The organism is Methylobacterium sp. 142-1Y, from assembly GCF_057747795.1.
Genome location: NZ_CM173224.1, coordinates 39,949 through 57,812 on the forward strand (window position 1 = coordinate 39,949; position 17,864 = coordinate 57,812).

16 protein-coding genes and 1 pseudogene are annotated in these 17,864 nt (G+C 71.9%); 6 read left to right on the forward strand and 11 right to left on the reverse strand.

Features of this window, described 5'->3' with window-relative positions; genetic code table 11:
* Position 1: 1 nt before the first annotated feature.
* Complete coding sequence (locus AC3AOF_RS00215; protein ID WP_488347357.1) at positions 2-391, reverse strand: hypothetical protein; 390 nt, start codon at positions 389-391, stop codon at positions 2-4.
* A complete protein-coding gene (locus tag AC3AOF_RS00220; RefSeq protein WP_488347358.1) occupies positions 388-876 on the reverse strand; it encodes a DUF4365 domain-containing protein in 489 nt (162 codons plus the stop codon). Before AC3AOF_RS00220 ends, AC3AOF_RS00215 begins: the two co-directional genes overlap by 4 nt.
* 116 nt (positions 877-992) lie before the next feature.
* On the opposite strand from AC3AOF_RS00220, the gene AC3AOF_RS00225 reads away from it, so the two are divergent.
* The 4 genes from AC3AOF_RS00225 to AC3AOF_RS00240 all read left to right on the forward strand — a co-directional run bounded on the left by AC3AOF_RS00225 (position 993) and on the right by AC3AOF_RS00240 (position 7,285).
* Positions 993-2,822, forward strand: coding sequence for an ABC-F family ATP-binding cassette domain-containing protein (locus tag AC3AOF_RS00225; protein WP_488347359.1), 1,830 nt, complete (start codon positions 993-995; stop codon positions 2,820-2,822).
* Between the two features lie 479 nt (positions 2,823-3,301).
* Positions 3,302-4,936, forward strand: coding sequence for a porin (locus AC3AOF_RS00230; protein ID WP_488347360.1), 1,635 nt, complete (start codon positions 3,302-3,304; stop codon positions 4,934-4,936).
* A 193-nt stretch (positions 4,937-5,129) separates the two neighbouring features.
* On the forward strand, positions 5,130-6,998 hold the full coding sequence (locus AC3AOF_RS00235; RefSeq protein WP_488347361.1) for an OmpA family protein: 1,869 nt from the start codon (positions 5,130-5,132) through the stop codon (positions 6,996-6,998).
* Between the two features lie 8 nt (positions 6,999-7,006).
* Positions 7,007-7,285, forward strand: a complete 279-nt coding sequence (locus tag AC3AOF_RS00240) for a hypothetical protein (protein WP_236992549.1) — start codon at positions 7,007-7,009, stop codon at positions 7,283-7,285.
* A gap of 58 nt (positions 7,286-7,343) precedes the next feature.
* On the opposite strand, the pseudogene AC3AOF_RS00245 reads toward AC3AOF_RS00240, so the two are convergent.
* From AC3AOF_RS00245 to AC3AOF_RS00255, 3 genes and pseudogenes are all read right to left on the reverse strand, one after another.
* A pseudogene (locus AC3AOF_RS00245) lies at positions 7,344-7,575 on the reverse strand (alpha/beta hydrolase); the annotation flags it as partial.
* 83 nt (positions 7,576-7,658) lie between these two features.
* Positions 7,659-8,858 (reverse strand): OmpA family protein, encoded by a 1,200-nt coding sequence (locus tag AC3AOF_RS00250; protein ID WP_488347362.1) that lies wholly within the window; start codon positions 8,856-8,858, stop codon positions 7,659-7,661.
* Positions 8,859-9,965: 1,107 nt separating this feature from the next.
* Entirely contained in the window at positions 9,966-10,994 is a 1,029-nt protein-coding gene (locus AC3AOF_RS00255; protein WP_488347363.1) for a DUF2865 domain-containing protein, read from the reverse strand.
* Between the two features lie 206 nt (positions 10,995-11,200).
* On the opposite strand from AC3AOF_RS00255, the gene AC3AOF_RS00260 reads away from it, so the two are divergent.
* The gene (locus tag AC3AOF_RS00260) at positions 11,201-11,716 is read left to right on the forward strand and encodes a CreA family protein (RefSeq protein WP_236992546.1); all 516 of its coding nucleotides are present in this window, start codon (positions 11,201-11,203) and stop codon (positions 11,714-11,716) included.
* A gap of 22 nt (positions 11,717-11,738) precedes the next feature.
* On the opposite strand, the gene AC3AOF_RS00265 is transcribed toward AC3AOF_RS00260, so the two are convergent.
* The 6 genes from AC3AOF_RS00265 to AC3AOF_RS00290 form a co-directional block, all read right to left on the reverse strand.
* On the reverse strand, positions 11,739-12,107 hold the full coding sequence (locus AC3AOF_RS00265) for a hypothetical protein (RefSeq protein ID WP_236992545.1): 369 nt from the start codon (positions 12,105-12,107) through the stop codon (positions 11,739-11,741).
* 70 nt (positions 12,108-12,177) lie between these two features.
* Positions 12,178-14,112: an alpha/beta hydrolase domain-containing protein gene (locus tag AC3AOF_RS00270; protein WP_488347364.1), complete on the reverse strand. Its 1,935-nt coding sequence runs from the start codon at positions 14,110-14,112 to the stop codon at positions 12,178-12,180.
* A gap of 155 nt (positions 14,113-14,267) precedes the next feature.
* A complete protein-coding gene (locus AC3AOF_RS00275) occupies positions 14,268-15,047 on the reverse strand; it encodes an NUDIX hydrolase (RefSeq protein ID WP_236992543.1) in 780 nt (259 codons plus the stop codon).
* A complete protein-coding gene (locus AC3AOF_RS00280) occupies positions 15,047-15,949 on the reverse strand; it encodes a PhzF family phenazine biosynthesis protein (RefSeq protein WP_488347365.1) in 903 nt (300 codons plus the stop codon). The genes AC3AOF_RS00275 and AC3AOF_RS00280 overlap by 1 nt, the downstream gene beginning before the upstream one ends.
* Before the next feature lie 186 nt (positions 15,950-16,135).
* A complete protein-coding gene (locus AC3AOF_RS00285) occupies positions 16,136-16,468 on the reverse strand; it encodes a BrnA antitoxin family protein (protein WP_488347366.1) in 333 nt (110 codons plus the stop codon).
* Positions 16,449-16,733 (reverse strand): BrnT family toxin, encoded by a 285-nt coding sequence (locus AC3AOF_RS00290; protein ID WP_488347367.1) that lies wholly within the window; start codon positions 16,731-16,733, stop codon positions 16,449-16,451. Before AC3AOF_RS00290 ends, AC3AOF_RS00285 begins: the two co-directional genes overlap by 20 nt.
* A 101-nt stretch (positions 16,734-16,834) precedes the next feature.
* Here AC3AOF_RS00290 and AC3AOF_RS00295 point away from each other — a divergent pair, with 101 nt between their 5' ends.
* A complete protein-coding gene (locus AC3AOF_RS00295) occupies positions 16,835-17,839 on the forward strand; it encodes a DUF2891 domain-containing protein (RefSeq protein WP_488347368.1) in 1,005 nt (334 codons plus the stop codon).
* Positions 17,840-17,864 lie beyond the last annotated feature (25 nt).

Consider the following 17,864-nt stretch of genomic DNA (forward strand, 5'->3'; position numbering starts at 1 on the left):
TCTATTGCGCGGCGGCGCGGCGTCGGCGCGATTTCGGCGGGCTCGCGGCCTTGTGCCCGCCGGTCTCGCGATCGAATGCGGATCGTGCCGGCGCGGTCCCAGAACCGGCCGTGTCGGCCGAACCGTCGCCGGCCTCGTCGCTCACCGGAGCAACCCGGTGCGGGGCATGGATCGTCTCACCGAAGACATGAGCCGGAGCGATGCCGAACCCCGCCACCTGACGCTCGATCGCCTTGAGGAGCGCACTGGACACGTGAGGCCGGCTGTGGGGAAGCGATACGCTCGCGCCGGCCGGATGGTCGTAGAGTGCGTGGCTGTCATTGGCCGTTCTCCGCTCGAAGCCGAGTTCCGTCAGAGCGTCGATGACCGTCTGCGTCCGGACGTCCGTCATGCCCGCGCCTTCCCGTGCCCGGTCTTCAGGTCTCGCCACGACCGGACCACACTATCGCTCACGATCGCCTCCGGGTCGATGTGGACGGTCACCGTGGCACGCCGTCGTTGGGCCGCCGTGAGCGGATGCGCCTTGAAGTAATCTTGCACGATCAGATAGTATCCTATCTCCACGCAAGCATCAAAAATCACAACGATCACCGGAAAGAAATCTGCCAGCCAGAAATCGATGTCGCGCAGATCGATCCGGACAGCGATGCATCCATCCCTCCGGACCGTGAGGTGGTCCGTCGCCTTGAGTTGCAGCGAGATATAACCGCTCTCGATGCTGCCATCGACGTCGAAGGTCGTGATCAGGCCATCGATGCCGTAATCAGCCGCCGGAACATCGAGAACATAGCCGGCCTTCGCAACGATGTAGCCGACATGGTGCAGGCTCATGGCCGCGATGACGTGCTCGCGGGTCCTGACCTTGCGATCCGCCATGCATCCCCGCGACATCGAAGCCGTGCAGTCCCCTCCTGCTAGGTCAAGGCCGCACGGCGCACAAGACGCCGCCGCCCGGGCTCGCCTTTCCCGAACGGCTGCCGTATCCCCCGGCCATGGCCGCTCCTCCGCTCCTCACCCTCCAGGGCATCGCGCTCACCTTCGGCGGCACGCCGCTGCTCAATGGCGCCGACCTCTCGCTGGCTCCCGGCGACCGCACCTGCCTCGTCGGCCGCAACGGCTCGGGCAAGTCGACCCTGCTCAAGGTCGCCGCCGGGCTGGTCGAGCCCGACAAGGGCGTGCGCTTCCTCCAGCCCGGCACCACGGTGCGCTACCTCGCCCAGGAGCCGGACTTTTCCGGCCACGACACCACCCTGTCCTTCGTCGAGGCCGGGATGGGGCCGGGCGACGAGATCTACCGGGCGCGCTACCTGCTGGAGAGCTTGGGGCTCACCGGCGAGGAGGATCCGAGCCGGCTGTCGGGGGGCGAATCGCGCCGCGCGGCGCTCGCCCAGGCGCTCGCGCCCGAGCCCGACATCCTGCTCCTCGACGAGCCGACCAACCATCTCGACCTGCCGGCGATCGAGTGGCTGGAGGCCGAGCTGAAGGGCAGCCGCTCGGCGCTCGTGCTGATCAGCCACGACCGGCGCTTCCTCGAAGCCCTGTCGCGCTCGATCGTCTGGCTCGACCGCGGCACCACGCGGCGCCTCGACCAGGGGTTTGCCGCCTTCGAGGGCTGGCGCGACCAGGTGTTCGAGGAGGAGGAGCGCGAGCGCCACAAGCTCGACCGCAAGATCGCGGCGGAAGAGGACTGGCTGCGCTACGGCGTGACCGCGCGGCGCAAGCGCAACGTCAAGCGGCTCGCGGGCCTGCACGACCTGCGCCGCCAGGCCCGCGAGCATCGCGGGCCGGTCGGCGCCGCGACGATGACGGTGAGCGAGACCGAGGCCTCCGGCACCCTGGTGGTCGAGGCGCGCGATGTCGCCAAGTCCTACGGCGAGCGCCCGATCGTCCGCGACCTGAGCTTGCGCATCGCGAAGGGCGACCGGCTCGGCATCGTCGGCGCCAACGGCACCGGCAAGACGACGCTGGTCAACCTCCTCACCGGCCGCCTCCCGCCGGACGAGGGCATCGTGAAGGTGGGGGCCAACGTCACCCTCAACCTCCTCGACCAGCGCCGCAGCGCCCTCGATCCCGAGCGCACCGTCGCCGACGTGCTGACCGGCGGGGGCAGCGACAGCGTTCAGGTCGGCAACCAGAGCCGGCACGTCATCGGCTACATGAAGGACTTCCTGTTCTCGCCCGAGCAGGCGCGCACGCCGGTGAGCGTGCTCTCGGGCGGCGAGCGCAACCGGCTGCTGCTGGCCCGCGCGCTCGCCGAAGCCGGCAACCTGCTGGTGCTCGACGAACCGACCAACGACCTCGACCTCGAGACCCTCGACCTGCTCCAGGAGATGCTCGGCGAGTACGCCGGCACCCTGATCCTGGTCAGCCACGACCGCGACTTCCTCGACCGGGTCGTGGACACCGTGCTGGTCTCGGAAGGGGAGGGGCGCTGGGTCGCCTATGCGGGCGGCTACAGCGACATGGTCGCCCAGCGCGGCGTCGGCGTGCAGGCCCGCGGGGTCGTCGCGTCAAGCGCAAAGGATGGCGCAAGGGACGGCGTCAAGGCGGTGCCGAAGCCGGCTGCCGCCCGCCCGGCCGCCAGGAAGCGCCTCGGCTTCAACGAGCAGCACGAGCTCAAGACCTTGCCGGCCCGGATCGCAGCGCTGGAAGGCAACCGGGCCAAGCTCCGGGCCGCCCTCGACGACCCGACCCTCTATGCCCGCGATCCCGCCCGCTTCGAGGCGATCTCCCGTACCCTGGCGACGACCGAGACCGATCTCGCGAGCGCCGAGGAACGCTGGCTCGAGCTCGAGGTGATGCGCGAGGAAATGGAAGGTTGAGGACAAGTCATACGATTTCCGACTGATCGCTTCGCGATGCGGAAATCGGCTTCGCTCACGCGCCGCGCGGGCTGGTGATACGAAATCCGGAAGTGTTCTTCCGGATTTCGTATCACGACCCCAGCGCGATCCGGGTCGTGGCCCCGGGACCGGGTTCCGCTCCAGAGGACGACAGGACGATGCGCGGCAAACTCAGTTGTCGCGCGTCAGAGCCCGGATTTAGCTGACCTGCGTAAGGTTTCGTGGCGTCCGTGCAACATTAAGGCCGAAAGCCGGTGGCTTGGCCGTCCCGGACGCAGATGCCGGTTGATCGCAGTTAGCGCCTCGCACATGGTGCCTCTGCACCGGGGACAACCCGGCGCGGCCCGGATGACATCCCCTGAGGGGAGCGCCGGGCACAGGGGATAAGAGTGGCGTGGTTCGGCATTCGTCGAGACACAGTCGTTCACCCCCAGGGTCTCGAAACTTTGGAGGTCTCGATGAAGCTCGTGAAGAGCCTTCTGCTCGGTTCGGCTGCTGGCCTGACCGTCGTTGCCGGTGCGCACGCTGCCGATCTGCCGATCAAGAAGGCTGCGCCCGTTGAGTACGTTCGTGTCTGCTCGGCCTACGGGGCCGGCTTCTTCTTCGTTCCCGGTACCGATACCTGCCTGCGCGTCTCCGGCCGCGCCCGCTTCGAAGCCGGCTACTCGCAGGGCTACTCGCGCTCGGGCAACAACGGCGACCTGATGGGTTACCGCGGCCTCGGCCGTCTCAACCTCGACGCCCGCACCCAGACCGCCTACGGCACGCTCCGCGCCTTCGTGCGCTTCGAGCTCGCCTCGCGGACCGGCGCCTACCTGAACTCGGGCACGCAGCAGCGCATCGCCAACGCCTTCCCGGCGCTCGGCGTCGACACGTTCGGCCGCGCCCAGCAATACGTGAACGTCGACAAGGCCTTCATCCAGTTCGCCGGCCTCACCGCCGGTCGCGCGGCCTCGTTCTACGACTTCTACGCCCACGACTTCGAGATCATCGGCACCTCGCTGGGCTCGGACACGTCCTCCACCAACCTGCTCGCCTACACCGCGACCTTCGGGAACGGCTTCTCGGCGACGCTGTCGGTCGAAGACCCGACCTTCCGCAAGAACCCGCTGTTCGGCACCGCCACCGCCGGCAACGCGGCGAGCCAGTTCGCGGTCTTCACCGCCGCGGCCACCAACTTGAGCCCGATCATCGCCACCAACGCGGCCGGCGTGCCGATCGGCGAGGCGTTCTACGACCTGCGCCAGACCAACCGCATGCCCGACTTCGTCGGTGCCCTGCGCTACGACGCCGCCTGGGGTTCGGCCCAGCTCTCGGCCGCCGTGCACGAGTTGAACGCCCAGAACGCCACCACGGTGATCGGCTTCAACGGCGCCACCCTGGCGGCCGGCACGATCGTCACCCCCCGCGTCAACAGCGAGTACGGCTGGGCGGTGCAGGGCGGCCTGAAGTTCAACCTGCCGTTCATCGCTCCGGGCGACTCCCTGTACCTGCAGGGTTCGTACGGCGAGGGCGCCCAGATCTACACCGGCTACTCCCAGTACATCGGCACCTACACCGCCAGCGCCGGCAACACCCAGGGCTCGCCCTTCGCGGCCTACTTCACCGACGCCGCCGTCAACCCGGTGACGGGCAAGATGGAGCTGTCGACCAGCTGGACGGTGGTCGGTTCGTACCTGCACTACTGGACCCCCGAGCTGCGCTCGGCGATCATCGGCAGCTACGGCGAGATGAGCTTCGGCAAGACCAGCCGCAACCTGCTCGGCGCGCTGAACTTCAACGGCCTCGGCAACCCGGTCAACAGCCCCGGCGCCTTCGCCTACAGCGCCGCCCTGCGCGACACCAGCCAGATCGTCGCCGGCGCGAGCCTGATCTGGTCGCCGGTCAAGGACCTCGATATCGGCGTCGAGGGTCTCTACAACCGCGTCGACCTCAAGGGCGGCCGCGTGGTCGACCAGAACAAGGCTCCGGGCCAGGTTCCCGTCGGCCTGAACGCCGCCGGCCTGCCGACCAACGCCGCCGGTGCGGTCCTGCCGACCACCAACTTCGCGGACACGTTCCAGGTCCGCATGCGCGTCCAGCGCGACTTCTAAGTCGCGAGAAGCGGCCCCCTCGGGGGCCGCGCCACGGACGAGTTTTCAGGGTCCCGGCTTCGTGCCGGGGCCCTTTTCCGATTCTCGCGACCTGCTCGCCTGCCGCGCCTTGCTGATGCCGGAAACCGCCGCCAGGGTGGCGCCTGCGCGTCGGAAGATCCCCCGCCGCGCGCGTTCCGCGTCGAGGTCCAGTATGGCGATTCGCTCGATCGGCTGGCTCGCCGGCCTTCCCCTCCTCGCCGGCGCCTGGGTTGCCGCCACGCCCTTCGCCGAGACGCGGCTCGAAGCCGCCCTGGAGGCGCCGGCCGCCACGATCGCGGCGGGCACCGGCCGCGACGGCGCCGAGCCGTGGCTGCGGGTCGAGGCGCGGGGCCGCGACCTTCTGGCGAGCGGCGAGGCGCCGATGCAATCCGCCCTCGACGAGGCCCGCGCGGCACTCGCCGATCTGCCGGGCCATCGCCGCATCCTCGACCGCCTCGGCCTCGTCGCCGAGGTCACGCCCTTCACCTGGGCGGCGATCCACCGCGCGCCGGACCGCCTCGACCTCATCGGCCATCGCCCGGCGGAGATCGGCCGCACGGCCCTGACCGAAGCCTTGAGCGCCGGCCTGCCCGCCGGGCTCTCCTTGCGCGACGCCGCGCGGGCCGCCCGCGGCGCGCCGGAGCATTTTTCCGACGCCGCCCGCTTCCTCCTCGCGCAGGTGCAGCACCTGAAGCCCGGCGCCACCGCGGCGATGCGTGATCGCGTTCTGTCGCTGCGGGGCGAGGCGGCGAGCGTCGAGGCCTATGCCGGCCTCAAGGCCGACCTCGCGCAAGCACCCGCCGGCTTCACGATCGGCGAGGTCGCGGTCGAGCCGGCCCTGGTCACGCCCTTCACCTGGTCGGCGAGCCGCGGCCCCGAGGGCCTCCGCCTCGACGGCTACACCGTATCGGAGGCCGACCGGGCGGCGATCCTGGCGGCGGCGCGCCTCCTCGCCGACGGCGCCCCGGTGACCGACGCCATGCGCACCGCCCGCGGTCTGCCGGCCGGGATCGACGCGCGGGCGCTGACCGACCGCGCCTTCGCGGCCCTGGCGCTGGTGCGGGAGGGCCGCGTCTCCCTCGACGGTGCGGCGCTGTCGATCCAGGGCTCGGCCATCGACATCCAGGCCGTGCGCGAGGCCGAGGCCCTGGCGGACAACCTGCCGGCGGGCGTCTCCCGCGGCCCGGTCGCGCTCACGGCGAGCCCGGTCTCGCCCTATCTCGTGACGATCCGGCGCGGGCCCGACGCCTTCACCCTCACCGGCCACCTGCCGGATGCCGAGGCGCGCCAGGCGCTCCGTACGGCGCTCCGGCCCTACCTCTACGGCGAGCGCATCGTCGACCGCACGCGGCTGGCCGAGGGCGCGCCGCCCGCCCTCCTCGACGGGCTGAATGCGGGAATCGGGGTGCTCGGCCAGCTCGCCGAGGGCGAGGTGAGCGTGCGCGACCAGTCCTTGCGCATCGCCGGGGAGGGGCTCTACCCCGAGAGCGCGCGCCGCATCGCCACCGAGGCCGCCAGGATCGCGCCGGCCGGCTGGCGGATCGACGTGGCCGTCGATGCCCGCGGCGCCGCGCCGCTCCGGGATCCGGCGGCTTGCGCCAAGACCTTCGCGGCGCTCGCCACCGAGCCGACCTTACGCTTCGATCCCGGCAGCGCCGACCTGAAAGCCGCCTTCTACACCGTCCTCGATGGGGTCGCGGACCTCGCCCGCGCCTGCCCGCAGGCCCGGATCGAGGTGGCCGGTCACGACGACCCGCCCGGCACCGCGCCGCCGCCCGCCCCCAAGGAGGCGGCCACCCCCGCACCGCCCAAGGGCAAGCCCGCGGCGAAACCGGGCAAGCAGGCCAGCAAGAACACCGAGAAGCCCACCGAGACATCCGCGGACACCCCCGCGATGCCCGATCCCGGCCTGCCGCAGCGGCGCGCCGCGGCGATCGTCGATTACCTGCTCAAGGCCGGCATCCCGGCCGGCCGCATCGCCGCCGCGCCGGCCGAGGCCGCCACCGACCGCCGGACGGTCGCCTTCGCCCTGCGTTCGTGAGTTCCCTCGTGCTCCTCATCGTCTCCGTCGCCTGGCCGGGTCTCCTCGCCGCCCTCCTGATCGGCGCCGGCACCGGCCTCTGGGCCGGCCTGCCCGCCGGCAGGGGGCCGGGCCTCGCCGCCGGTCTCGTGGCGCTCCTCGCCCTGGCGACCGCTGCCACGGCTGTCGCCGGCCTCGTGCCGGGGCGGGAGGGTTTCTGGGTCGAGAGCGCCGCCCTGATGCTGGCCGCCTATCTCTTCGGCTGCGGCCTCGGCGGCCTCGGCAAGGGACGCCGGACGAGCCCCTGACCGAAGCGGCGCCGCTCTCGTCCGGAGGCGACGCCGACGATTCTCTGCGAGACCCGGCTCAGCGGGCGAGGTGCCGGTCGAAGAACCGGGCGATCCCCTCGAACACCGCCCGGGTTTTCGGTGCGGTCCCGTCGCGGATGTACTGGGCGTGCGACTGCCCCTCGCAGACCTGGAGACAGGCCTCGACCCCGGCATCCCGCAGCTTGCGGTGGAACCCGAACGGCGTTCGACAGCAGCAGGTCCCGGGTGCCCGTCGTCAGGATCGTCGGCGGGAAGCCGTGCATTCTGCCGGCGCCGCCCGCAAGACCGGACCTCTGGGAACTTCCCGATATGCGGGCCGCCCCGGCGCGGGGCGGCCCGGTCTCTCGCGACGCTACTGCCGCTGCTGCGGCGGCTGCGCCTGCGATTGCTGCTGCTGGATCAACGGGGTGATGCGGCGCACCGTGACCCGGCGGTTCTCCCGCGAGGGACCTTGCGTGTTCACCTTCAGGTACTGCTCGCCGTAGCCCTGGGTGGTCAGGTTCTCCGGCGGCACGCCGAAGTCGCGGGTCAGCACCTCGGCCACCGACTGGGCGCGCCGGTCGGAGAGCGACAGGTTGTCGACGTCGCTGCCGACCGCGTCAGTGTAGCCCTCGATCAGAAAAACCTCCTGCGGGTTGCTCTTCACCGCCTGGTTGATCGCCGCCGCGATGGTGGCGAGGCGGCGGGCCTGGTCAGGCGTCACCTGCCACGAGCCGGTGTCGAAGGTGATCGTGTCGATGTCGACGCTGCGCATCCGGGCGCGCAGGCTCGGGCTGTAGCGCACCTGGTCGAGGGTGTAGCGCCGCTCGACCGGGGCGATCGGCGGGGCGGTCAACGCCTCGTAGATCGCGCCCTCGTCGGCCCGGTCCGCCTCGACCACGTAGCGGTCGCGGGGGATGCGGATATCGGGCGGCGGCAGCACCACCACGTCCTGCTCGATCGACCGCGGCGGGCCCGCGTAGGAATTGTCGATCAGCATCACCTCGCGCCCGTCCGGCCCGCGGCGGTAGCGCCGCAGCAGGCGGCCGTCGTCGTCCACCACCGTGAAGACCTGGTAGCCGCCGGGGCGGTCGATGATCGTCACGGTGTCGCGCCCGCGGCGCTCGATGCGGGCGTCGCGGTCGAGCAGGCGGAAGCGCTCGGTCTCGTCGTGGCGCAGGAAGTAGCGGTCGTCGTCGCGCACGATCACGCGGCCGGGCTCGCGGATGATCAGACGGCCGCCCTCGTTGAACTCGCGCCGGGCCCGGCGGACGTCCTCGTAGCTGCGCACGTCGATGTCGCCGCGGCGGAAGCCGCCCGGGACGTAGTCCGGCGCGTCGCGGCGATAGCCGCCGGGCAGATCGCCCCGGTCGTCGGGGCCGCGCCCGTCCGGACCGCGCCGATCGAAATCGCGCCTGTCCCCGTCGCGGCGGTCCAAGTCGCGGCGGTCCAAGTCGCGCCGGTCCTGGTCGCGCCGGTCCTGGTCGCGCGGGTCGCGACGATCGAAGCCGCGATCGTCGCGGTTGTCGGGCGGTCCTCCGGCGCCGCCGGGCACGAACGGCCGTCCGGGCACGCCGGGCTGCTGATTCGGGGGAAGCGGCGCGCCGTTCGGGCCGGCGCCGGGCGCGTCCGGCCGGCCCGGTCCACGGCCGGGAACGCCGGGCTGCGGCGCACCGGCCGGGGGCGGCGCCGCGCGGCCCGGGGCAGGGGGCTGACCGGGAACCGGCGGCTGCGGCGCGGGACCTTGGCCGGGACCTTGGCCGGGTGCGGGGGGCTGGCCCGGGCCGCGCTGGACCGGCGCATCGGGGCCGCGGCGATCCTCACGGGTGTCCGGGCGGTCGTCGCGGCGGTCCGGCCGCGCGTCGGGTGCGGGACGGTCGCGCGGGTCGGGCCGCCCGGCCGGGCCGCGATCCTGCGGCGGGGCCGGCGGACGCCCGGGCTCCTCGCCGCGCGGGGCGCGCGGCTCCTGCCGGTCGGGACGATCCTGCCGGTCGGGACGATCCTGGGGGGCCTGGCGATCCTGGCGATCGGGACGGTCCGGCCGTTCCTGACGCTCGGGACGTCCCTGGGGACCGCGCTCCTGCTGATCGGGACGCTCGCGCTGCTGGGGCTCGGGACGCTCGCGGGGCGGGCCTGTGCGCTCGCGCGGCTCCGGCCGCTCGGGGCGTTCGCGCTGCGGCTCCGGGCGCTCCTGCCGCGGCTCCGGCCGTTCGCGGGGCTCCGGCCGAGGTGCCGGGCGCTCCTGACGGGGTTCGGGCCGTTCCTGCCTGGGTTCCGGGCGTTCCTGACGCGGTTCGGGCCGCTCGGCCGGGCCACGTTCAGGACGCGGTCCGCCACCCGGTCCGCCTGGACCACCGCCAGGCCCTCCGGGACCGCCATGCCCGCGCTCGCCGGGACCTCCCGGCCCACCGGGACCGCCGGGACCTCCCGGTCCGCCGGGCCCGCCCCGCTCTCCCGGCCCGCCCTGGGCCAGCCGGATCACGTCGTCGCCTCGCGCCGCCGCTTGGCTAGCAAGAGCCTGGCTCACGAGAACGGGCTGGAGCAGCAAAGCCGGCAGGATCGTGCCGGTCAGCAGCAGCGCGCGGGCAGGGCGCATCAAGGAAAAACCTCTCGTCCTTCGTCGGTCCCTTCGAACACCGTGACGGCCGATTGGTTCCCTTCGGTCAGAGGCCCCGCTCGTTCAGGGCGTGGCGACCGGCGTGGCGCCGGGGGCCGGGACGGTCACGGCCGCCGCCTGCGGGCCGTCCGCCTTCGCGACGAGCGGCACCGGGATCAGGTTGGGGGCGATGATCCGGATCGCGGGACGCTCCTCGGGACCGGCCGGCCGCGGCGTCTCGGCGGCGTCGGTGACCTCCTCGACCCGGGTGGCGGCGGTGGCGGCGAGCGTCGCGGCGGACCGGTCGGCGCGGCCGACCAGGGTCAGGCGCACCTTCGGCCGCGACATCGCCTCCGCCTGGGCCGGGGTGACGAAGATGTCGCCCTTGTGGCGCACCAGCATGCTCTCGGCCTTGACCAGGGCCTGCGCCCAGGTCTGCGTGCCCTTGCACGAGCAGTTCGGCACGAAGGTCTTCTGGAACTTGAAGGCGTTCGGCAGGGCCGAGTAGGCGCGCTTGGTCTGGATCGCGGCGGCCTGGGCGAGGCCGCTGTCGGTCGGCGGCATCGAGTAGGCGGCGGCCTCGGCGCCGGGGCAGAGGGCCTGGCACATCTCGTTGGCGCCCTCCCGCCCGTCGGGCAGGTTCGGCATCGGGAAATAGGCGCCGTCGCACATCCGCACGCAGATCACCTGCGAGCCGCCGCGCCCGAATCCCTCGGCCGGCTTCGACTGGAGCGAGGCGGCACTCGGCAGGCCGGTGCAGGATTCCTTCACGGCGGCGATCAGCTGCTCGCGCCGCGCATTCGAGACTTCGCGGGCGCCTGCGCCGTAGCCGGCATTGAGGGCGCGGATGCGCTGCTCGACCTGGGCGCATTGCGGGGGCCGCATGTCGAAGAACAGGAAGCGCCCGCCCTCGCAGCCGATCGACTGCCGATAGGCGACGAGCTGCTGGATCTCCTCGATCTGGCCGCGGTTCGATTCGCGCTGCAGGCCGGCGAGCTCGGCGCGGAAGCGCTGGCAGGCGGCCGCATTGGGCTCGGCCAGGGCAGCCTGGCACAAGGAAAGAGTCGCAAGGACGCCGGCGAGGAGCCGGACCGTGAAGCGAAGCAGCGGCATGGTGTTCGGGGACCGGCCGTTATGCGGGGACGATCCGCCCGAAAGGGGCGGCGGACGAGAACAAGCCGTCCCCATGGGCGGGGACCCAAGCCTTGCGGGCCGGGACCCAAGCGTGGCGGGACGGGACGGCCTCGTTCTACCCGCCCTCGCCGCCGCGCGACAGCCTCCCTACATACGTTAAGCTTCTTTGCGGAAAGGTTGACGCGATGGTGTGGCGGCGGGGTCTCAGGGCTCTCTGCGGGGTGGTGTGCCTCGGGTTGGCGTCGGGTGCGGCGCTCGCGCAGGAGCCGGACCGGATCTTCGACAAGTCCACGGTCTGGCGGCCGCTGACGCCCAACGACAAGCTCGTGGTCTACGGCATCGACGATCCGGACGTGGCCGGCGTCGCCTGCCATTACACCCAGCCGGAGAAGGGCGGCATCAAGGGCACGCTGGGCCTCGCCGAGGAGGTCTCCGACATCTCGCTCTCCTGCCGACAGGTCGGACCGGTCAAGTTCAAGGGCAAGATCAAGCAGGGCGAAGTCGTGTTCAGCGAACGCCGCTCGCTGATCTTCAAGAGCATGCAGATCGTGCGCGGCTGCGACGCCAAGCGCAACACCCTGATCTACATGGTCTACTCCGACAAGGTGGTGCAGGGCTCGCCGAAGAACTCGACCTCGACGGTGCCGCTGATGCCCTGGGGCACCGAGCCGCCGCCGAAATGCGGCGACTTCCTGGGCTGAAGGCGGTCTTCCGCGCCGGGCGTCAGCCCGCGTCGCGGAGCCGCTGCCCGGCCTCGCCGTAGCCGAGCGCAGCCGCGGCGCGGTTGGCGATGCCGCGGCTCACGACGATCCATTCGAGGTCGTTGATCGCCTTCACCAGGCGCTCCCGCTCTGGCACCTCGGTGTCCTCGTCGGGTCTTGCCTCTGCGAGGTTCACGGCGGCGATCAGCACCCCGTCGCGCGCATCCTCGATCCGCGGATCGCGCTCGACATGGCCGCGCACGTCGTCGTCGAAGCGACGGATGACCGTCCAGGGCAGCGCATCGGCGCTGCAGCCCGACGGGTAGCCCCGGGCGACGAGCCGGGCCTGCGATGCGGCCTCCCGGACGAGTTCGACGAGCTTGGCGACCATGGCGTATCCGTCTCGGCTCCTTGTGAGCGGGAACCCGCGAATCGGCCCGCGGGTCCCGGGGGCGGGAGGCTTAGCGCGCCAGCCGCCCTTCCTCCGCCGCCTTCGTCATCTCCTCGGCATCCGCCGGCAGGAGGGTGCGCTCGGCCACCATCCGCTCGGCCGCCGCCTTCACGGCCGCCGCGTAGGCGCCCTCGTCCGGGTAGCGCTCTTCCAGCGAGAGCCGCGGGTCGCCGGCGGCCTGCGCGGCTGCCTTCGTCTCGGCGAAGGGGAGCACGCCGCCCTTCTGGTTGCACAGGGTGTCGGCGGCGACGCCGCGCGTCGGGTTCCAGGCGGTGTAGGTCGCCCGCGGCGCCTCGATCAGCGGCAGGCGAATGCCCGCCAGCGTGTTGCCGTCCGGATCGACCTTCGGCAGCAGCAGGGGATAGGTGCCGCGCACCGCCGGCGGGTCGCCGGGCTCCACCCACTGCGCGGGGTTGTAGAGGCCGGTATAGGGCAGGCCGGGGATCGGCGGGTAGAGATGGGCAGGCTCTCCCAGCGTGCCGTCGGCCCGGGAGGGATAGCGGCTCGCCGGTGGCACCACGCCATCGGCGATCCAGGATTCGAGGGCGACGAGGAGCGCCCGCGACGCCGCTCCGGCATGGACCGGGCTCGCCGGCAGGGCGCAACCCGGCACGCTTGCCGTGCTTGCGTCGGGATCGGCGAAGTGCGGCGCGCCGGTGACCATGTAGGCCCGTACCTCCGGCGGCTGGGCGAGATCGGCGCCCCGCGTGTCGGTGGTCACGAGCGCCCCGCGCGAGCCCCACAGCTCGTACTCGCTGTCGACATGCATCAGGCGCGGGCATGTGTTGGACAGCCGGCAGCGCAGGAGCAGGCCGTCGCGCCGGCCCGTCAGCGCGTCGGTCGTCGTCTCGTAGGCGAAGGGGAACTGGTCGGCCGGATAATAGCGGTCGAGATGGGGGCCGGGATTGCGGCCGGGCTGGGCGAAGCGGGCATTGGTGAAGCTGCGCCGGCTGCCGGCGATGTGCGGCATCATCCCGTCGAACACCATCCGGCCGCGCTCGTCCTCGTTGAGGCCGAGATAGAGGAGGTCGCGCAGCACCCGGCCCGATTGCGAGATGCCGAAGCCGACCGCCCGGTCGATGGTGCTGCGGCCGTTCGCTGCAAGCGGGTTCCGGTCGCTGGTGTCGTGACGCAGGAAGGTCGTCACGTCGCGGATCGCCGCGAGGCCCATTCCCATCACCGCCGGGTCGCGGGCGGTGTAGCTCAGCTCGTAGAGGGCGCTGCCGTCGAAGCCCTCGGGCCGGGTGATCGCGATGCGCTTGGCGTCGAGGAAGCGGAAGGACAGGCCGGGCGGCGTCGTGCGCGGGTCCTCGGGTCTCGCCCGCACGGTGAGGCGGGCCTTCTCCGGGTCGAGATCGGCGGCCGGCCAGGTCAGCGGCGCCTCGATCGGGGACTTGGTGTTCTCGAAGCTCCATTCCTCGCGCGACGGCCCGGTGATTCCGGCGAGCACCGGCAGGCGAATGCCCATCCCTGCGCCGGGGGCGATGTCGCCCTGCCAGCCGATCCAGGCGAGCGTGTAGCCGCGCGACAGCAGGAAACCGCGCCCCGCATCCCCCGCCTGCTCGAGGCGGCTGGAATTCGCCGTCGTCGAACCCTCGACCAGCGGGCCGATCAGCTTGCGGCCGCGGTTGGGGATCTCGACCAGCAGGAGGCCGTTGGGGCGCTCCGGGCGCAGGAGCACCACGTCGGCCGTGGCCTCGACCCGGCCCTCGGCGTTGCGGGGTGCCAGCACCAGGTCGGCGATGATCGCGTCGTGGGGATCCGTGGGATCGAGGGCGATGGTCGCCCGGCCGGTGATCTTCTCCGCCGGCCCGCGCTCGCCGAAGCTGCGGCCTTGCAGGGCGGGCCTCTCGGTCGTGACGGTCTCGAACCGCGTCACCTCCGCCCCGGCCGGCCCGGCGGCGAGGCCGCACCCGAGCATCGCCAGGGCCACGGCCCTCGGCATCCTGGTCATCGCTGGTCCCCCCTGGCGGCGCCGCTGGCGGGCGCCCTCGTGGAAACCGTAACGGTGCGGCGACCGGCTTGTGAACCGACTCCATCGCCGGGCTGCCCTGCGCGGCTCTCGGCAGACTTGCGTCGGCAGGCCAACGCTTCGTCCGCTCAGGTTCTTGTTTCGCCGCAGATTCTTGCCGCAAAACCGGCAGCCGCTTCCGCGGACTCTGCTGATCGACCGGCCAGCACGCTCGCGAGGTAGTGCCGGACGAAGCCGGGCATCCGGGCGGGATCGAGATCCGAGGACGTGCGCACCCCGACGATGGCCGAGAGTTCGGGCTCGTCCTCGGCGGCGAGATGGGCGGCGATCCGCTCCCGCACCACCGCTTCGTCCTCGGCGAGCTGGACCGGGCGCAGCAGGGCCATCAGGCCGCCGTCGCGCACGACGATCCAGCCGGGATCCGGCTCCTGATTCGACCCCTGCGGGGCGACGAGGCCGGTCTCCTCCCGCAACTCGCGCAGCGCGCTCGCCGCGAGGTCGACGCGGCCCTCCGCGCCGATATCGGTCGGGTCCGGCGTGCCGCAGGGAAAGTAGACCCGCCCGGCGGCGGCCGTATGCGGGCCCATCTCGCCGAGCAGGAAGGTGCCGTCGCGGGTGCGCGGCACCGCCGCCGCGAAGACGTTGAGAACGCTCCCGTCCGGGAAGCCCCAATCCTTCAGGGCGGTGAGGGCGGCGTACTCGGCCTCGAACAGCTCGGCCTCGAGCACGCCCTCGGTGAGGCTCCAGCGGCGCAGCATCAGCACCGTGCCGTTGAACATCGCCGGCCGCTCCGCCCGCCGCGCCTCCCAATGGGCCTGGATCGCCGCACGGTTGTCGCGGGCCCAGGACCAGTCATGGGCGACCATCCGGGCGTCGATCCGGCGGGCCGGGGTGAGGGTGATCCCCATCAAAGATGCAGCACGCCCTCGGAGACCAGCACGGCGCCGCCGCCGATCTCGGCGGCGCGCAAGGCCCCGTCCTCGATGGTGAGCTGGAGCGCGATCTCGCTCGGCCGGCCCATCTCGATTCCTTGCGCGACGACGAGGTTGTGGGTGCCGCTCCCCAAGGGCTCGAACTGCATGAGCGCGCCGGCGAAGGCCGCGACCGCGCCCCCGGTCGCCGGATCCTCGGCGATGCCGGCGGCGGGGGCGAACATCCGCGCCCGGAAGCTGTGCGCGGGGTCGCCGGTCTCTCCGGTATAGAGGAAGACCTTGGAGTTGGGCCCGAGGGCCTGCACCATCGCCTCGGCGCTGGTGCGCGCCCGGGCCAGGGCCTCGAGCCCTTGGACCGGCACGAGGTGGAACGGCGTGCCGGCGCTGTAGCGACTCGGCCGGTGGCGGGCAAAGCCGATCTCGGACGGCGACAGGTTCAGGGCGGCGGCGAGAATCGTGGCGTCCGGCTCCTCGCCCCAGCTCTCCGGCAGCCGCGGCAGGCGGAAGCGCGCGCGGCCGCTTCCCTCGCCGGTCTCGACCACGCAGGGCACCACCCCGACTTTCTCCTCCAGCCCGAACGCCACCGCGTCGGCGATTTCCGCCCGCGCGTCGCCGAGGGCGAGCAGCACCGCGGTGCCGACCGTCGGGTGCCCGGCGAAGGCGAGTTCCTGGGTCGGCGTGAAGATCCGCAGCCGTGCCCGGTGCCTGTCCTCGGCGGGGGGCAGCACGAACACCGTCTCCGACAGGTTGAACTCGGCGGCGATGGCCTGCATCGCGGCATCGTCCAGCCCCTCGGCATCGAGCACCACCGCCAGCGGATTGCCGGCGAGCGGGGTCTCGGTGAAGACGTCCAGGGTGGCGTAGCGGCGTGCGGGCATCTCTGTCTCGTCCTTGGGAGCTTGTCCTTGGGAACTTGTCCTTGGGCACTTGTCCTGGCCGGGGCTCGGGGGCGAGGCAGCATGGATCGGGTGGTGTGCGCAAGTCCCGGCAGCGGAGAGGGCCGTCTCGCGAGGCCGTTATGGCCGTTTCGCGAAACGGCCATAACGGCGATCACCCGCGGCTGCTCAGCCGCCTTGTCCGAGTCGTTTCGCTGCACGCTTGACCGTTTCGTTGATCCGGGTTTGCCAGCCCGGGCCCGTCGCCCTGAAGGCTGCTAGCGCCTCCGGATCGAGCCGTAGCGTGACCTGCACGAGTCGGCTCGGGGACTTCGGCCGCCCACGCTTCGTCAGAGCGGCAAACACATCCGGCGGCAGAACATCGCGGGCGGGCCGCAACCGGCCGAGTTCCTCTTCGGTCATCTCTCGGGCATCCGGATCCGCGGCCATGCGTGCCTGTAGTTCGGCCTCTTCCGCATCGCTCAGCATCGGCACCGTTCGCTTACTCGAATTGTGCGACATAGGCTCTCCTCTCGCGGTTGCTGGCAGTCCGCAGGCTGATGGCTGAAATGGCCTCCGTGCCAAGGAGCGAGAAGGTGAGAGTGACAAGCTTGCCGTCGAGGTAACCCGTCGCGATGTATCGCGCGCTGCCGGACTTGCTACTGTAGCTCTCACTGATTGCCGCGGTGTCCCACTCGAAGCGATCGCGGGCATCGGCGAAATCGAGCCCATGGCCAGAAGGAGGAGGCTGGCGATTCTTCTCGCGCTTGGGCTCGTCCCAGACCATCCTCATGTATTTTTGTAACTCCAGGAAATACCGGCGGCAAGCTGCAACGGCATCGGCAGATGGTGTAGGCGGGCGCCATGACTCGACGGAGCGCCCGACCGATGCCCCACACCCTGACCCCCGAGACCGCCGCGCGCTTTGCCGCCCTCACCCTCGGCCACGTCACCCGGGAATACCCGAACAAGCCGGACCACACCCTCGCCGGCCCGGAGGATGCCCGCACGCCGGCGGCCCTCCACCCGGTGTTCTACGGCAGCTTCGACTGGCATTCCTGCGTCCACGGCTACTGGCTGCTCGCCCGGGTGCTGCGCCGCTTCCCCGATGGACCGCAGGCCGAGGCGATCCGGGCCTTGTTCGACCGGCAACTGACCCCGGAGAAGGTCGCGGGCGAGTGCGCCTATCTCGCGGCGCCGACGGCGCGGGGCTTCAAGCGGCCCTATGGCTGGGCCTGGGCGCTCAAGCTCGCCGACGAGCTCGGACAGCTGCCCGACCCGCGCTGGGCGCGGGCGCTGACGCCGATGATGGAAATCTTCGCGCAGCGCTTCCACGAGTTCCTGCCGCTCTCGCCCTATCCGGTGCGGGTCGGCACGCATTTCAACACCGCCTTCGGCCTGCGCATGGCGGCGGATTACGCCGAGGGCACCGGGGATGCCGGCCTGACCGCGCTGCTGCGCGAGACCGCCCTGCGCTGGTACGGCGCGGATGCCGATTGCCCGGCCTGGGGCGAGCCGAGCGGGGACGACTTCCTGTCCTCCGCGCTGATCGAGGCCGAAGCCTTGCGCCGCCTGATGCCGGCGGATGACTTCCGGCCCTGGTTCGACCGCTTCCTGCCGCACCTCGCCGAGCGCCGGCCCGAAACCCTGTTCCGCCCGGCGACCGTGACCGACCGCAGCGACGGCAAGATCGCCCATCTCGACGGGCTCAACCTCAGCCGCGCCTGGTGCCTGCGGGCGCTGGCCGGCGCCCTGCCGGCGGACGATGAACGGGTGCCGGTCCTGCGGGAGACGGCGCAAGTCCATCTCGACGCGGCGCTGCCCCACCTCGCCGACGATTACATGGGCGAGCACTGGCTGGCGAGCTTCGCGCTGCTCGCCCTGGAGGCGTGAGACTCGGCCCCGGAGGCGTGAGGAA

Bases quoted from the DNA above. Each gene is read 5' to 3' on its own strand.
- AC3AOF_RS00255 (WP_488347363.1), bottom strand. From the start codon at position 10,994: ATGCCGCTGCTTCGCTTCACGGTCCGGCTCCTCGCCGGCGTCCTTGCG.
- AC3AOF_RS00220 (WP_488347358.1), bottom strand. From the start codon at position 876: ATGGCGGATCGCAAGGTCAGGACCCGCGAGCACGTCATCGCGGCCATG.
- AC3AOF_RS00270 (WP_488347364.1), bottom strand. From the start codon at position 14,112: ATGCCGAGGGCCGTGGCCCTGGCGATGCTCGGGTGCGGCCTCGCCGCC.
- AC3AOF_RS00235 (WP_488347361.1), top strand. From the start codon at position 5,130: ATGGCGATTCGCTCGATCGGCTGGCTCGCCGGCCTTCCCCTCCTCGCC.
- AC3AOF_RS00280 (WP_488347365.1), bottom strand. From the start codon at position 15,949: ATGCCCGCACGCCGCTACGCCACCCTGGACGTCTTCACCGAGACCCCG.
- AC3AOF_RS00260 (WP_236992546.1), top strand. From the start codon at position 11,201: ATGGTGTGGCGGCGGGGTCTCAGGGCTCTCTGCGGGGTGGTGTGCCTC.
- AC3AOF_RS00215 (WP_488347357.1), bottom strand. From the start codon at position 391: ATGACGGACGTCCGGACGCAGACGGTCATCGACGCTCTGACGGAACTC.
- AC3AOF_RS00265 (WP_236992545.1), bottom strand. From the start codon at position 12,107: ATGGTCGCCAAGCTCGTCGAACTCGTCCGGGAGGCCGCATCGCAGGCC.
- AC3AOF_RS00275 (WP_236992543.1), bottom strand. From the start codon at position 15,047: ATGGGGATCACCCTCACCCCGGCCCGCCGGATCGACGCCCGGATGGTC.
- AC3AOF_RS00290 (WP_488347367.1), bottom strand. From the start codon at position 16,733: ATGGTCTGGGACGAGCCCAAGCGCGAGAAGAATCGCCAGCCTCCTCCT.
- AC3AOF_RS00295 (WP_488347368.1), top strand. From the start codon at position 16,835: ATGCCCCACACCCTGACCCCCGAGACCGCCGCGCGCTTTGCCGCCCTC.
- AC3AOF_RS00230 (WP_488347360.1), top strand. From the start codon at position 3,302: ATGAAGCTCGTGAAGAGCCTTCTGCTCGGTTCGGCTGCTGGCCTGACC.
- AC3AOF_RS00225 (WP_488347359.1), top strand. From the start codon at position 993: ATGGCCGCTCCTCCGCTCCTCACCCTCCAGGGCATCGCGCTCACCTTC.
- AC3AOF_RS00285 (WP_488347366.1), bottom strand. From the start codon at position 16,468: ATGTCGCACAATTCGAGTAAGCGAACGGTGCCGATGCTGAGCGATGCG.